At 41.1% G+C, this 15,666-nt stretch carries 11 protein-coding genes; 1 reads left to right on the forward strand and 10 read right to left on the reverse strand.

Annotation, left to right across the window (positions count from 1 at the left end; genetic code table 11):
• Positions 1-51 precede the first annotated feature (51 nt).
• From tuaC to SB658_RS13080, 7 genes are all read right to left on the reverse strand, one after another.
• Complete coding sequence (gene tuaC / locus SB658_RS13050; protein ID WP_038427949.1) at positions 52-1,221, reverse strand: teichuronic acid biosynthesis protein TuaC; 1,170 nt, start codon at positions 1,219-1,221, stop codon at positions 52-54.
• Complete coding sequence (tuaB, locus tag SB658_RS13055) at positions 1,218-2,669, reverse strand: teichuronic acid biosynthesis protein TuaB (RefSeq protein ID WP_029725996.1); 1,452 nt, start codon at positions 2,667-2,669, stop codon at positions 1,218-1,220. The genes tuaC and tuaB overlap by 4 nt, the downstream gene beginning before the upstream one ends.
• A 55-nt stretch (positions 2,670-2,724) precedes the next feature.
• The gene (locus tag SB658_RS13060) at positions 2,725-3,384 is read right to left on the reverse strand and encodes a sugar transferase (RefSeq protein WP_003242561.1); all 660 of its coding nucleotides are present in this window, start codon (positions 3,382-3,384) and stop codon (positions 2,725-2,727) included.
• 234 nt (positions 3,385-3,618) lie between these two features.
• Positions 3,619-5,523, reverse strand: coding sequence for a (poly)ribitol-phosphate teichoic acid beta-D-glucosyltransferase TarQ (gene tarQ / locus SB658_RS13065; protein ID WP_144500508.1), 1,905 nt, complete (start codon positions 5,521-5,523; stop codon positions 3,619-3,621).
• A gap of 219 nt (positions 5,524-5,742) precedes the next feature.
• Complete coding sequence (locus SB658_RS13070) at positions 5,743-7,230, reverse strand: N-acetylmuramoyl-L-alanine amidase (RefSeq protein WP_038428159.1); 1,488 nt, start codon at positions 7,228-7,230, stop codon at positions 5,743-5,745.
• Positions 7,231-7,317: 87 nt separating this feature from the next.
• Positions 7,318-9,471 carry a SpoIID/LytB domain-containing protein gene (locus tag SB658_RS13075; protein ID WP_038427951.1) on the reverse strand — a complete coding sequence of 718 codons (2,154 nt, stop codon included), beginning with the start codon at positions 9,469-9,471 and terminating at the stop codon, positions 7,318-7,320.
• 27 nt (positions 9,472-9,498) lie between these two features.
• On the reverse strand, positions 9,499-9,822 hold the full coding sequence (locus SB658_RS13080) for a hypothetical protein (protein WP_038427952.1): 324 nt from the start codon (positions 9,820-9,822) through the stop codon (positions 9,499-9,501).
• A gap of 212 nt (positions 9,823-10,034) precedes the next feature.
• Between SB658_RS13080 and tagU the strand changes: the two genes are divergently transcribed.
• A complete protein-coding gene (gene tagU / locus SB658_RS13085) occupies positions 10,035-10,955 on the forward strand; it encodes a polyisoprenyl-teichoic acid--peptidoglycan teichoic acid transferase TagU (RefSeq protein WP_144500506.1) in 921 nt (306 codons plus the stop codon).
• 39 nt (positions 10,956-10,994) lie between these two features.
• On the opposite strand, the gene wecB is transcribed toward tagU, so the two are convergent.
• From wecB to SB658_RS13100, 3 genes are all read right to left on the reverse strand, one after another.
• Positions 10,995-12,137: a non-hydrolyzing UDP-N-acetylglucosamine 2-epimerase gene (gene wecB, locus SB658_RS13090; protein WP_144500505.1), complete on the reverse strand. Its 1,143-nt coding sequence runs from the start codon at positions 12,135-12,137 to the stop codon at positions 10,995-10,997.
• A gap of 22 nt (positions 12,138-12,159) precedes the next feature.
• Entirely contained in the window at positions 12,160-14,070 is a 1,911-nt protein-coding gene (locus tag SB658_RS13095; protein ID WP_029318775.1) for a glycosyltransferase, read from the reverse strand.
• Between the two features lie 75 nt (positions 14,071-14,145).
• On the reverse strand, positions 14,146-15,666 hold the full coding sequence (locus tag SB658_RS13100) for a glycosyltransferase (RefSeq protein ID WP_029318774.1): 1,521 nt from the start codon (positions 15,664-15,666) through the stop codon (positions 14,146-14,148).

Below are 15,666 nucleotides of genomic sequence, written 5' to 3' on the forward strand. Positions count from 1 at the left end.
CCTCTCCTGTAAAATGATCTTCCTATTTATATTGGTCGCAGTGTCTTACGATTAAACGGACGTTTTCGTGACCGTCTGATACTGATGATGCAAGGCCTTGGCGTTTTTTCCTGCGTCAAATTGAGCCTGCACGGTTTCATACAAGTCATCTGCTACTTCCGGCTTCCATATTTGCTCATGTTCGTACCGAGTGATCGCTTCTGCCAAGGCTTGAGCGGATTTCGGTTTAATCAGCAGATGTTGGTGCTTTCCGAATAAAGACGACACTCCGCCAACATCCGTACAAATAACAGGAACCCTTAGCGCCAGGGCCTCAATCACAACAGTCGGCATCCCCTCACTGTAAGAAGGAAGTACGAATAGATCTGCCGCAAGTAAATAGTCTCTTACCTGATGATTCGGGACTTGGCCTGTGACAATATGCCCCTTCTGCGTCAGCATCGATTTTGCGGGACCATCCCCGACAAAGACTGCCTTAGGAGAGTCCTGCAGCGATTCGATCGCTTCAGACAGTTCAAAAATGCCTTTCTCTCTGACCAGCCGGCCGACATAGACAGCCAGACGCTGATCGAGCGGGAGTCCGAGTCTTTTTCTGATTTCCTCTTTCGTCTCCTCATTCTCCTGAAAGCGGCTGAGCTGTATGCCGATTGGCAAAACCGAGCTGTCAAAGCCCGAAAGCTTTTTGGCTTCTTCCTGAAGCTTGTGGCTGACTGCTAAAACAACTGACGCAGAACCTACGGCACGCTTGAAGGCTTTAAACGCTCCTTTGCTGTAATGCGGATAGACATTCACATCACTGCCATGCAAGGTCAGAACATAAGGAATTTGCGCTGACTCTGACACGACTGCCGCAGCCCCGCCCGATGGCATGGCAAAATGCGCATGGATCAGATCCGGATATAGGTCGCATTGTTTCATGGTTTTTAAAACGGCTGATGCGATTCTCCGATGAGGCTGCGCCCACTTCAGCTGGCCGGGAACTGCCCGATAGAAAGGCCGGTAAACAGGTATTCCCTTTCTAATCTCATACTCCGGTCTGGCATCCTTTTTTCGATATGTCTTTTTCAGCATGCGGACAGGCGCTGAATGAAAAGGCCGTGGGCATATCACAGTGATATCAAGCCCGAGTTTTTGCAGCTCTTGCACTTGTGTCTCATGAAACACACCCTCACCGGGTTTCATACTGCTCGGATATACGCTTGTGATCCACAAAATCTTCATGACAAACGTCCTTTTCTTAGTAGTTTGCTTTTCGTTTGAGGGTACGCTTTTACCAAAAGAAAGAGATAGCACAGCGCCCCGGCTGCAACTGAAATGGCCAGCCGCATTTCTGCCTGCATACTGAAGTGTTCGGTACTGAGGCTTACACCAAACGCGATGATGCCCATCGCCGCAGTAATCAGAAATGGCTTCATAATCGACTGGAAATAAGCTGAAAGGTTAAGCTTGATGACATATGCCAAAAGCCAGCGCCCGATCAGGAAATTAACAACACTGATAATGGCATACACCCATGCGACTGTCAGCAGGCTTCCCGTCTGTACAGCTGCAAACAGTGATAATCCGTACAGCAGCAGCACGCCAGAATCCCAATAAAACGCTAAGTCAGCTCTTCCTTTAGCCAGCAACACAGATCCATTTGGATTCATAAGCACTCTTAGTATTCCGACAATCGCCAGAACATTTAGGATCGGAACAGCAGCAAGCCACTTTTCTCCGAAAACCGCTGTGATAAAGGCGTCTGACACAGACACGAGCCCGATTAACAGCGGAAACGAAACAAGCGCCAGCATTTTTGTCATATTCAGAAAGCCTTCTCTGATCACGCTGTTTTCATATTTGTTTTTTGCGAAAACAGGGAATGCCACCCGTGTGACAATCGGATTGATCTTCAAAACCGGAATGGTGACAATCTGATAAGCGAGGTTATAAATCCCCAATGCTTCAGCACCAATAAACCGGCCGATCAAAATCATGTCGATATTTGCTCCCAGTCTGTTCACAAGACGGGATGAAAGCTGAAAGGCTCCAAAAGAAAAGAAATCCTTCATGCCTCTCAAATCAAAAACAAAAGCAGGATGCCACTTTTTTCGGTATACAGCCCAATATAAAATCCCTTTACTGGACTGCAGCAGGACTTGAGAAATCACGTACGCCAAAATCGCATCCATCATAAAAACCGCTATCGCTAAATATCCGAATGACAATACATTTGAAAAAATCTCTATTTTGCTTAACGTATTAAAATGCAGCTGCTTTTGCAGCATATACTGATATTGCTGTCCAATTGGCGCGATCAAAAACATAATCGCCAGAATCCGAACCAGAAACACCAGCTCTTCTCTTTGATAAAATCCCGCAATGACAGGACTGCTCACATATAAAAGAACAAACAGCAAAACGCCCGTCATAATGTTAAGCCAATACAATGTTGACAGCTGGCGCTCCGTCGCGTCGTCTCTCTGAATTAATGCTGCGCCAAAACCCATATCGAGCACAATCTGGGCGAAAACTGTAACCGTTGTGATCATGCCGACAAGCCCAAATTCTGTTAAGGTCATCATATTTCCAAGCAGGGCAAACTGAACAATTTGTATGATTGTAATACACATGGTTGAAATACTTGTCCACTTTGCACCGCTCATGATTTGTTTTGTAATACTTGGCATCATATTCCCTACTTCTTTTTAAGCTCAGATTGATGGTGAATAATGGCATTCCGTTTTATCTTGCACCATCACCCGTCCAAACTACTTTACAAGTTTTTAACATAATTTTTAATTCTAAAGTGAAAGTCAGATTGCGAATGTAATATAAATCAAATATCAGCTTTTCCTTCGGCGTCATATCGTAACCGCCGTTCACTTGAGCCCAGCCGCTCAATCCCGGTTTAACAGCCAGACGCTGTGTAAAGCCTGGAATCTCATTCTGGAATTTTTCCGTAAATACGGGCCGTTCCGGACGAGGGCCAATCATACTCATATCGCCTTTCAGCACATTAAACAGCTGAGGAAGCTCGTCAATTCTCGTTCTTCTGATAAAAGCTCCGATCCTTGTCACCCGCGGATCTTGCTTCTGTGCCCAAACCGCTCCAGACTTCTCGGCATCTATTTTCATGGAACGAAGCTTATAAAGCTTAAATGGTTTCCCGCCTTTCCCTACGCGTTCCTGCGTATAAATGGCAGGCCCCGGCGTCTCCAAACAAATCAAAATTGAAAATACCGCAATCATTGGCAGCGCAATCGCCAACCCAATGAGCGCAAACCAAATATCCATTACGCGCTTTATTGCCAAATAACGAGCCGTCTTTTCAGATAATGTAAAAGAATGTATTTGCTGAACTGAGAATTCACGACTCACATTCATGCTTTTCTCTGCACTCACTGACACACACCTCACGATTTGTTTGGGATGTTATGATGACCTATGCCAGTCAGTTTAGCAGACGGATGTTAATTGGATGTAAATGGTATGTTAAGAAGTGTGAATTTGTTATTTTTTCTGACATTTATCCGTAAACTTTTTATTGTTTTAGACACTTTTTTTAAAAATTAAGCATATTGTTTAAAAAAAGAGACAAATCATTTTACTGATTTGTCTCTTTTCGTTGTGAAGCATTTAATATTGAAAATAAAACTTTGATTTAGAGGTTAACAGCTTGTATTGAACCTCAACCATTTTACTAAAGAATAACATGGATTTTCGTTCCACATTCCTTGTGTCCAGGACAATTGCTTGGTTATCCACTTTTGCACTGATTTTATTTTGAGAAGTGTTTATCGCAAATTCAATTAATCGCTCTTTCTTTACATGAGCTAGCTGTTCAAGCAAACTCTGCACGTTTACCGTCAATTTTGTGCAATTAGGCTCTAACTCTATACGTTTTACCGGTAATGAGATTTCAGACTGTCCGGTATTCACAATCATTTTTGAATGATTTGGCAAACAGATTTGCTTATCTTTAAAAATAAATGATAAATCTTTTGATTCAGTTTCATATGAAAGTTCTGCTTCTGTATAGGCATGTTTCTTTATATCAATCGAAAGATTATCGTAGTTCATTGTGAAATATGGTCTTGCACTGAAGACAAACAACGCATTATGCCCTAAATACATCGTGTTTGTTGAATACTTATACGCAGCACGCTTGTTTCCGATTCTCGCCCTTAATTTATAGCCATCTATTGACGATTCAATAAAGAAATCCCAAACGCCTAAATCTTCTTCTGCAGATGCCAGTTCATCAAACTTGCACTCAAATGTAAATATTGAATTTTCATACTTAGCCGGCGCAATGTATTTTTCCGCCTTTGTATCGCGATGAACAAATATTCCTGTCAGAGATTGATTTTGATTCGTTTCATCATCCAACAATTTGTGTTTAATGGTTCCTTGAATGCTGAGACTGTGATCGCTAAATTCAATATTCTGCAGATAATGTTCAAGCTTATTTTTATAATTTACTTTTAATAACTCTTCAGAAATTGGATAGCGTTCTAAGCTCGGATAACGTGCAATTAAATCCCCGTTATTTACAACACAGAACTTTTTAATGTCTTGTTCTTCACGCTCATACTGGGTTAACCCCTGCAAATCATTATTCCGAATAAACAGCAGCCGCAATTTGATATGCGGAAGGACAAATTGGTCAGCCTCTTCAGGTACTGCATGAATAAATGAGGACAAATATTTAAACCATTCAGCTCTTTCTTCATCTGTCTTCATTTTTATTGTGACATTTTTTGTCCGCGAAAAATCGAAATGCCTGTTTAAAAATACTGCCATCAGTTTCGTTTTTCTTGCTTCTTCCAGATCACTAGCCTTGATAGCAGAGATAATATCTTCCATTGCTCCATAAAAGTTCTCTGGGGGAACATAAGCGACACTCATATGCTCACCGTCTCTTTTGACCAGATAGTAATAATCATAGTCAGCTGAAACAGAAATCTTCTTTGCTTTTAAATAAGCATTCATTGTGAAGACTTGATCTTCCGCTGCTTTTATGTGAGTAGGGAAGATGATTTGATTTTCTTTTAAAAGTGAGGCTTTAAACAGTTTTTGGGGTCCCAATGTGAAAACAATTTTGGAATCAACCAAATCAACATCTGGGTTTGTTTCCTTAAACATTGATTTGGGAACACCTCGGCCGTTTATCCCTTTTAACTTACCTAAAGTAATATCTGAATCATTCTCTTTTGAGAAATTGTACCATCTTAACAATGCTTCATTGCCTAGATAGTCATCGGAATCAACAAACAGGATGTATTCACCTTTGGCAATTTTTATTGCATCATTCCGCGGTGCACCTGGACCGCCTGAATTTACGGTTCTTTCAACAACAACAATATTGTCATATTTCTTTTTATATTGATTCAAAATGTCTAAAGATGAATCCGTAGATTTATCATCGACACATATAATCTCATAATCCTCTTTTGGCATCGTTTGGTTAACTAAGCTATCAAGACATTCGGAAATAAGATCTTCTGAATTATATACAGGGATAACAATGCTTATTTTCATCGATTACCTCACTACCCTAATGGATCGGTTATATTTTTGCCTGATAATTATATCAAAAACATCTGTCAATAAGAATAGGCCTAACCTTAAATTTTGTTAAACTTTTACATAGCATATGTGGTTTAAAATTTTTCTCATTTTATCGTATAAAAAAGCTTGCCGGCAATTCCTGATGGGTTCTGCCGGCAAGCCGCTGTTGATGTCTACTAATTTAATCCCCTAATAATATCCAATGATTCCTTCATATATTGCTTGAGCTGCTTTTTCTTGATACAAAGCACTCTTTAACTTACTTGCGTCGTTCGCATTTGAAATGAACGCCAGCTCCGCTAAACTGCTCGGCATCGTTGATTCTCTGATGACATGGAAATTCCCGATTTTCACGCCGCGGTTTTGAGTATTGAGTGCTTTATAGAGTCTGTTTTGTATTTCTGTCGCAAGCCGTTTGCTGTTTTCTGACTCATATTTTGTATAATAGTAGGTTTCAGTACCGGTTGCTGCTGGGCTCGCTGAATTGGCGTGAATACTCACAAACAGGTTTGCATTATTGCTTTTTGCTTTTGCAACCCGCTCTGAAAGCTCTAAGAAAACATCTGTAGATCTGGCCATAATCGGAATGGCTCCACCATTGGAAAGTTTGCTGTTTACAAGCTTAGCAACAGCAAGGTTAACATCTTTCTCTTTTAAACCATTACCGACCGCGCCGCTGTCATAACCACCGTGTCCTGCATCCACAAATACCTTTTTGCCTACAATTACATTTTTAAGCTGGTTCACGACATTTGTTTTCACTGAAATAGTTCCCCCAAGAACTGTGAAGGTATTCTTGCTATTTGATCCGATGACTGTTCTTGTCGCAGTCGGCAATGAACCGGCGTCAGTAAATAGCATTGGGCGATTTTGCTTCGCCGCCAGCACAGAACCCGCTAAAGCATCTGCATATTGATAGCCATTGCTGACAAATGCAGCTTTTGATGAAGAATAATACTTTTTCGCTATGTTGGCAGCCACTTCAAAACGGCTGTTCCCGCCGATTCTTGTTGGTGATGGCAACTGGCTGTAAACGCTTTTTGAGACACTGATTTCTCCCCCGACCACAATAGTCGATGTTGTTCCTTTGCTGTTCATCGCATTTTTCGTTGGTTCGGGAATAGAGCTTGCAGTCGTCAGTAGAATTGGAATACCGTTACGGGCAGCATAAGAACCGATTGCCAAACTGTCAGCATATGCCGTTCCATTTGCGATTACTGCTTTTGAATTTGAAGACAATTTTTTAGAAATATTTTGAGCAACTTCATAGCGGCTTCTTCCGCCGATCCGTTCCACATTGGAAATACCCAATTTTTTAATGTCGCTTACAACGTTGTTAGAAACACTGATCGTTCCGCCAATGACGATGACCTTGCTCGGTTTAAGCTGGCTGATTCTGTCTTTAGTCGGTGTAGTCAGTTTAGATGATTCCGTCAATAGAATCGGGGCATTGTATTTGTAAGCCAAAGGTGCAGCAGTTAATACATCTGCATACGCTGTTCCGTTTGCTATAACAACCGTGCCCGCACTGCTCCAGCCTTGTTTTGATACATTTACTGCAACCTCATATCTGCTTGCTCCATCCAGCCTTGTAACAGAGTTGGCCGCAAACGCATTTGGTACAAATAACACGACTCCTAGTATCAGCATAGGTATGCTTTTAAGAAAGATCCGCAAAGATAGTCCCTCCAAAGATTCATAATGATCCATAAATCAAATAACGAACAAAGGAGGCATCTCGCCTCCTTTGACTCTAACAATCTTTTAATAGCTTGATAGAGTTGTTCCCGGATAGTAAAAACTTAAAATTGTTGTATAAGATTGTCCGGCAGCTGCTCTGGCATTGGCTCCGTACTGACTCATGCCTATGCCGTGTCCGTATCCTTTACCGCTAATGAGAAAGGCGTTTGTATTGCTTGAGACAGAAGCATATGTACTCTTCATATTGGAAGCGCCAAGCATCGTTCTCAGCTCTGTTGCAGGTACAGTAATTGTTGCTGTTTTTTCACTGAGGCTTCCATTTGACAGGATATAGCCATTTGATTTTTCTTTCACGAAATATGAGAATGTGACGCTTGCTGTTTCCGGCCGCTGACCGGCAGTTTTCTCCGTGCTGAATTTCACACTGGATATTTTCGTGATTTTGATAGACTCGGCATTGCTGTATTTATTTTTAATAAACCAGCTTTTCAAACCGCTCAAATATGATGAGTTTGTTTCATTTTTAGAGCTCCACCATGAACCCGGGCTTTTCAGATTCAGACTGCTCTTATCAAGCTGGGTTTTATTTAAAGACAGAGACCAGCTGATTTGCGGGTCGTACGTATCTTTTTTGGCGATTAAATAAGGAAGCTGGCTGCTCCACACCTCGCCGCTCGCTTCTGTGTAGCCGCCGTTGCTTGAGGAATACGTAGCTGAAATCAAATTCCCATTGTATTTCAAAACTTTTCCTTTTGTAGCTTCGACCACTTCTGAAGTTTTTGAATTCCAGTCATATCCGCCATATACCTGAAAAGCGGTGGTGTCTTGTACTTCTTTTCCGGCCGAACTGATGGAATAAGTTCTCGCTGCGACAGCTTGGGCTTTAAGCGCTTCTTTCTGCCAGCTGGCCGGCATTTCATGAGGAACAACACCCTTTAAATAATCTTCAAAGGGGATATTCACATTGATTGGCCGAACATATTTGCCTGACTCTATTGTAAATTTCATGTTTCCGAGATATGGCGTTCCGTTCAGACTGATAGAATTTGTAGTTGCATATTTTTTAGGCTGTGCTGTAAAAGACGTTCCAAGCGTCTTGATTGCAGTACTGTTTTTATAAAGCACTAGGTTTCCGCCGGTTAACTTGACTGTATATCCAGTTCCTGCAAAAGTATCTGCCAGTTTGTTCTTTAGCGTATCACTGATGGAAATGCTTCCTCCAAGCAGCGCAAATGACTGAGTTCCTTTTGACGCTACTACATCAGCGACTGGTGACGGCAGGCTGCCTGATTCAACCAGCAGTAAAGGGCTTCCCTGCTTTGCTGCAAGCACAGATCCCGTTAATGCATCCGCGAATGTTTGGCCGTTTGACATAAATACCTTTGTTGCTTTCATATTTAATTCTTTAACGATATTGGCAGATACCTCATATCGTGAAACGCCGCCAATCCGTTTCACAGTTGCCTTCTTTTTTAATGCAGCTTCCACACCAGTGCTGACACTCAACGGACCGCCGACAATTGTAACCTTGCTTGGAATTTTGTAATCACTGCGGATGTTATTGTCTCCCGCAAGTAAAATCGGATAACCGTTCATTGCAGCATATGGCGCGATTGACAGGGCATCCGTAAAGACCATGCCTGTGGCCACTACTGCCTGGCTGTAATTCCCCATCCGATCGGCTATGTTTTTAGAAACCTCGTAACGGGTTGCTCCGCCAATCCGATCGATAGAACCATATTTTTTTAATGTATTTTCTACATTTTTAGAAACACTGATTGTCCCGCCAATGATGAGAATATTGTCAGGATTTAATTTTGCAATTTCGCTTTCTGTTTTTGGTGTTAGCGAATCTGCGTCTGTTAATAAAATCGGTGCATCGTACTTTTTGGCAAGCGGGGTTGCTGAGAGCGCATCGGCAAAAGCATCCCGATTCACAATGACCACAGTCGTTGGATTTGTCCATCCGGCAGAGGCGACATTATTGGCAACATCAAAACGGGTTGCTCCTCCATATCGCTCCGTATCCGCAATTCTTGAGCCGGGAATTTCATATCCGCCTGTGATATCGACATCCAAACTTGATTTGCTGCCTACATAATTACTCAGCTTAACCGAAATGGTTTTATCAGCGGCTTTCGCAGTCTGCATAAACGCCGGACATGCTACAGCCGCCGCAGTGACTGACGATAGAAGCAAGAGCTTCATTTTTTTCAAAACATGGAACCCCCTAAGAGTTTTTTATTACTTTGTCTCAAGATCCTTAAGCATTAAAGCGCCATTTGAATCTTTTGTATATTTGACAACAACTTTTTGCCCTTCTGAAATGCTGTTCATTTTGTCCTGAAGGTCTGAACCAACCTGAATCGACGTCTCTTTATCATCAATAGTGACTGCAATTGTATGGCTGTCCGCCAAACCGGCAAAAGTGCCTTCCTTCGTTACTGTCTCTTCTGCAGCTGCATCCTGGCTGTCTGAATTTGTTTCTGCTCCTGATGTGTTCTGAGCTGTGCCGCACGCAGACAAAAGAAGCAGCATTGAGAACATTAAAATAGCAATTTTTTTCATTCCTATATCACCTCTCCACTTTTTATCGACAATTTTAAGCTTATTTTAAGATTTCTTTCAAAACAACGAAAAATTTTTGCGGATTTTCTTAAAATACCGAAACATTTGTTACAAGGAGCCGTCTATTGTAAAGAATCAGACAAATTTTAGTTGTTTTCAAATATTAAGAAACTTATAATCGTACTAGATTACAAAAAAGCGAGGACTTTATTATGAGAGCTGAAAAAAGAAAGAAAAAAAGAAAGGCATTACTTGTCATTTTAGCCATTGTGGCCGTATTTGTACTCGGAACTGGCGGCTATGCATACTACTTATGGCATAAAGCAGCATCAACCGTGGCAAGTATTCATGAAAGCATTGATAAATCTAAAAAGAGGGATAAAGAGGTCAGTATCAATAAAAAAGATCCTTTTTCCGTCTTAATCATGGGTGTGGATGAACGCGACGGCGATAAGGGCCGTGCCGATACGCTCATTTATATGACCGTTAACCCAAAAACGAATACAACCGACATGGTCAGCATTCCGCGTGACACGTATACAAAAATTATCGGAAAAGGCACAATGGATAAAATCAACCATTCATACGCTTTCGGCGGCACGCAGATGACGGTAGACACTGTTGAGAACTTCCTCGATGTCCCGGTTGATTATTTTGTGAAAGTGAACATGGAAAGCTTTAGAGACGTTGTTGATACACTTGGCGGCATTACAGTTAACAGCACATTCGCGTTCAGTTATGACGGTTATTCGTTCGGCAAAGGAGAAATCACGCTGAACGGAAAAGAAGCGCTCGCTTATACCCGGATGAGAAAAGAAGATCCGAGAGGCGACTTCGGACGCCAGGACCGCCAGCGCCAAGTCATCCAAGGTATTATTAATAAAGGCGCTAATATTTCTTCCATCACGAAATTCGGAGATATGTTTAAAGTTGTTGAAGATAATGTGAAAACGAACTTGACCTTCGATAACATGTGGGATATCCAGTCCGATTACAAAGGTGCGCGAAAACATATTAAACAGCACGAACTAAAAGGTACAGGCACGAAAATCAATGGAATTTACTACTACCAAGCTGATGAAAGCGCCCTTTCCGATATTACAAAAGAGCTGAAGGACAGCCTCGAAAAGTAAAACAAAAAGAAGCTTCGCACAATGTGCAAAGCTTCTTTTTTATTTGCCTGTAAATGAATCCGGTTGTTCTTTCCGGTACCCGTAATGAAACAGCAATTCTTCCACAATCCGGCGGGAAGCCTCTCCATCTCCATACGGATTAGAAGCCTGGGACATTTTCTTGTACTCATCAGGATCAGTTAACAGCTGTTTTGCCAGCTGATAAATGTTTTCCTCATCCGTCCCTGCAAGTTTCAGCGTTCCCGCTTCCACTCCTTCAGGCCGTTCCGTCGTATCACGCAGAACAAGAACCGGTTTCCCGAGAGATGGGGCTTCCTCCTGCACGCCGCCCGAATCTGTCAATATAAAATGCGATTTCGCTGCAAAGTTATGGAAATCAATCACCTCTAAAGGTTCAATCAGATGCACTCTGTCAGAATCACCAAAATGCTTCTGAGCCGCTTCCCGGACAACAGGATTCAGGTGCACAGGGTAAACGACTTGTACATCTTCAAATTCCCCTACAATTCTGCGGATGGCCTTGAACATGTTTTCCATTGGCTCACCCAAATTTTCCCGGCGGTGAGCGGTCAAGAGAATCATTTTATCCTCACCCACCTGATCGAGAACAGGATGTGAGTAACCATCCCTAACCGTTGTGTTGAGTGCGTCAATCGCTGTATTGCCCGTTACAAAAATAGAGTCGGCCTTTTTGTTTTCTTTTAATAAATTGTCTTTCGCCTGGCCTGTCGGAGCAAAATGCAAATCAGCAATCGCCCCTGTCATCTGTCGATTGAGCTCTTCCGGAAACGGGGAATACTTATTCCCTGTACGGAGCCCCGCCTCCACATGACCGACAGCAATTTGATGGTAAAAAGCGGCTAGGCTTCCGGCAAACGTCGTCGTCGTATCACCATGGACAAGCACAATATCGGGTTTGATATCTTTAAACAACTCATCCAATCTTACAAGTGCGTTAGACGTAATCTCTGCCAGTGTCTGCCGCTCCTTCATAATGTTCAAATCGAAGTCAGGCTTGATGTGAAACGCATCTAACACCTGATCGAGCATCTGTCTGTGCTGTGCAGTTACCGTTACATAGGAATCTATTTCAGGATATTTTTTCAATTCAAGCACAAGCGGTGCCATCTTGATCGCTTCAGGCCTGGTCCCGAAAACAGTCATAACTTTTAGTTTTTTCATATTTGTCACCTGGTTTCTTTGTTTAACGGGCTGTTAGATAGAATTTCGATTGGTCCGATTGTATAAATAGATCTACTTTCTTCTTTATTTTAAAGCACCATAGCTTTTTTTCAATATTTTTACTGCAAAAGTACACACTGACATCCTTTTTCGGAACCAATGTGGTTTTATAAGAATTAATGGATAAAACAATATTGGTGTTTTGTAAATAAGCCGGAGCAAACTTTTGCTGAACGAGATTCCGATCAACCTGTATCACTGTCCCATCAGCTGAACTGATTTGATTTTTTATTGGTATTAAAAACTCTTGGTTATTGCATTCGAGCAATAATAAAGATTGCTTCGGAAAAAACAATTGGCTTCCAGGAAATACGAACGTTAAATGCTGGTCCGAATCATTATCTCTGAATTCGACTTTCAGAACTTCCTGCTTTCTGATATCCACCGACAAATTATCATAGGTTTTAGTAAAGTACGGCCGTGCGCTGAAAGCATATTCCCCGTTATTCCCAATATATTTAGCATGTTTTGAATAAGGATACGGTTCTCTGCTGCTGCCAATTCGGACGCGTTTTTTATAGCCGTCTATCCCCGATTCAATAAAGAAATCCCACACACCAATATCTTCTTCATGAATAGCCAAATCAGTAAACTTCGTGAGAAATTCAAATTCTCCGTCCTTGGAATACACTGGAGAAATGATTTTTTCAGTTTTTCTATCACGGTGCACCCAAATGCCGTATAAAGTTTGCATAGCTTGATGCTCTGGTTGTAAAGCCGTGTGGGTAACCGACCCTCTTAATGTGAAAGTGTTGTCCTTCATTTGAAATTCGCTCACGTAATGACTGATTTTGTTTCTGTCATCAACAATCCGTTCATTCTCTGCCAAATGATATGAGATAAGGCTGGGATAGTTTGCTATGATATGACCATTTTTAACTGACGTATATTGGGCCATATTTTCTTTATCAGCTTCAAACTGCTTTAAGCCCTTTAGGTCATTATGGCGTACAAAGTGTAATTTTAACCGCGTATGAGAATGAACAAGTTTATCAATTTCCCGTGGTATATTTTGTTCAACAAAATGATGCAGCTCTGTCATCCATGTTTGCTGCTCCCGTTCGTCCTCGATTGTTACGGTAAAGTCCGTTGTTCTGGAAAAATCAAAATGACGATTCAAAAATTTCGCCATAAACTTCATTTTGCGATTATGTGAAAGACGGCTATTACGAATCATATCTATGATTACCTTCATTGCGCCATAGTAGCTTTGAGGCGCAACGTATGCAAACGTCATATGCTCGCCATCATGCTGTACAGCATAGTAATAATCATAATCGGCCAAGACAGAAATTTTGTCCGCTTCTAAATAAGCCTGCATGACAAATACCTGATCCTCTGTAGCCTGTATATTAGAGGGGAAATATATGTCATGCATTCTAAGCAGTGAGACTTTAAAAAGTTTTGTCGGTCCTATTGAGTAAACAAGCGGAGATTTTACAAGATCCGCCTCAGGTTTCGTTTCCTTAAAAATAGCTTGCGGGACCGATCTGCCGTTTACACCGACCATTTTCCCAAGCACAATATCTGAATCATGCTGTTTTGCAAATTGATACATTCTCTCGAACGCTTCGATTCCTACATAATCATCGGAATCAATAAAAAAAATGTATTCACCGTTCGCAGCACGTATCGCTTGGTTTCGCGGCTCCCCCGGCCCTCCCGAATTTTTTTCTCGTTCTATAACCGTTATATTAGAATACTGTTCACTGTACTTTTTTAATATTGAAACCGTGCCATCCTGTGAACAATCATCTACACAAATAATTTCGTACTCATTATTCGGCATGGTTTGTTGAACCAGACTATCCAGGCAGCGGGAGATAAAATGTTCTGAGTTGTATGTGGGTACTGCTGCAGTGATTTTCACCATGACACCTCTATCCTTATCCGCTTCTATTTCATTCGCAAAAGCTCATATAATGAACAAAAATGATGCAAAAACGTACTATTTCGTTATTTCAAATACTTCTTCCCATCTTTCAAATAATCGGGCTTCACTATATTCAGTATCCATTAAGTTCTTTGCGTTTTTTCCATATTGAATGGCTCTCTCAGGGTTGTCGTACAAATAAATGATACTTTCAGCAAGCATGTCAATATTATCAGGTTCTACAAGCATTCCCGTTTCGTGTTCTTTTATGAGCTCCCTCGGGCTGTATTTCACATCAAAACTGATAACAGGGGTTGCGCACGAAAACGATTCACAAATCGCGAGACTAAACCCCTCAAATTTTGATGTTAATAATGTGGCAAGCGCCTGCTGATAAAATGGAGCGGGATTTGCGACATATCCTTTTAAATGTACATTATCTAACTTAAGATCATCGATCAATTGCTGGTATTCCTCATGGCCGGGACCGCTGCCATATATATTCAGGACAATATCCGGCCGGGATTTTTTTACGATTCCCATTGCTTTTATGACCTTATCGATCCCTTTTTCCTCATGATATCTGGCCACCATGACAAATTCGTTTTTCTTCTTTTCATACGTTTGTAATTTTTCAAGCCTTCTTGGTGCATGAGGAATAACAAAAATATTATTGTTCGACTCAAAATCCTTCATGATATCTTCTTTTTGTTCATTCGTTAATACGATCAGCCCGTCATAATCCTTAATATGCTCCATCGCATATTGATGATTGGTTCGAACTTTGCTGCCTAACGTATAAGGATAATCTAAATGATTTGAGTGAACACAGTAAAATCGTTTTGCCAATCCTGCACGCATTTCATTTACTTTTGAAGCACTTCCGACTCCATCACAGATGATAATAGGGTCCTTTTCTTTCTCACATAACGTTTCAAGCCAATGTGTATGAAACTGGTGCTTGTTTTTGAAAAATACAGCTTCCTTTTCATCACGGCCAAACAGCATAACTCCTTGACTGGCTCCTGTTTTAAAATGGTACCATTCTGTTAAATAACAGAAACCGTCGGGTGCTGTGTAGTGAATTTGATTGATTTTTCCGCTTCTTGTATCGAATATCACAGTTTTATTTACATAACCGCCATGAAAGAATTCTCGCTTTGTCATTTGCATATTTTCATTGAAATGATCTACATATAAAAGATTATCCGACTCATCCCATTTTTTCTTTTTAATATATAAGCCATTCTTGAAGTATTCCGTTTCTAATTTTTCCTCATTATGATACGCAGCATACGGTTCTTCAAAGCGATTACGATTTTGATCATAGTAACTTTGTTGCACTTCCCCAATTTTTATATGCTTATGCTGATTTTTATAGTCATCATAAATATTGAGGATATTTACATCAGCATGCAGCCTTCCAGCGCTCTTCAGCACTTGCTCAATCTGATCATAATTGTCTTTATAATCAAGTGTAACCAAATCGATTTTATGGCCGCGCTCCGCAAATGTAAAAGATCTTGACATCATAGAGCTTGTAATGCCGCCTTTTTCAATGTCTATTTCATATATTAGTGAAAAGATCCTTCTCAT

This window comes from Bacillus sp. SIMBA_008, assembly GCF_046535495.1.
Lineage (GTDB): Bacteria > Bacillota > Bacilli > Bacillales > Bacillaceae > Bacillus > Bacillus subtilis.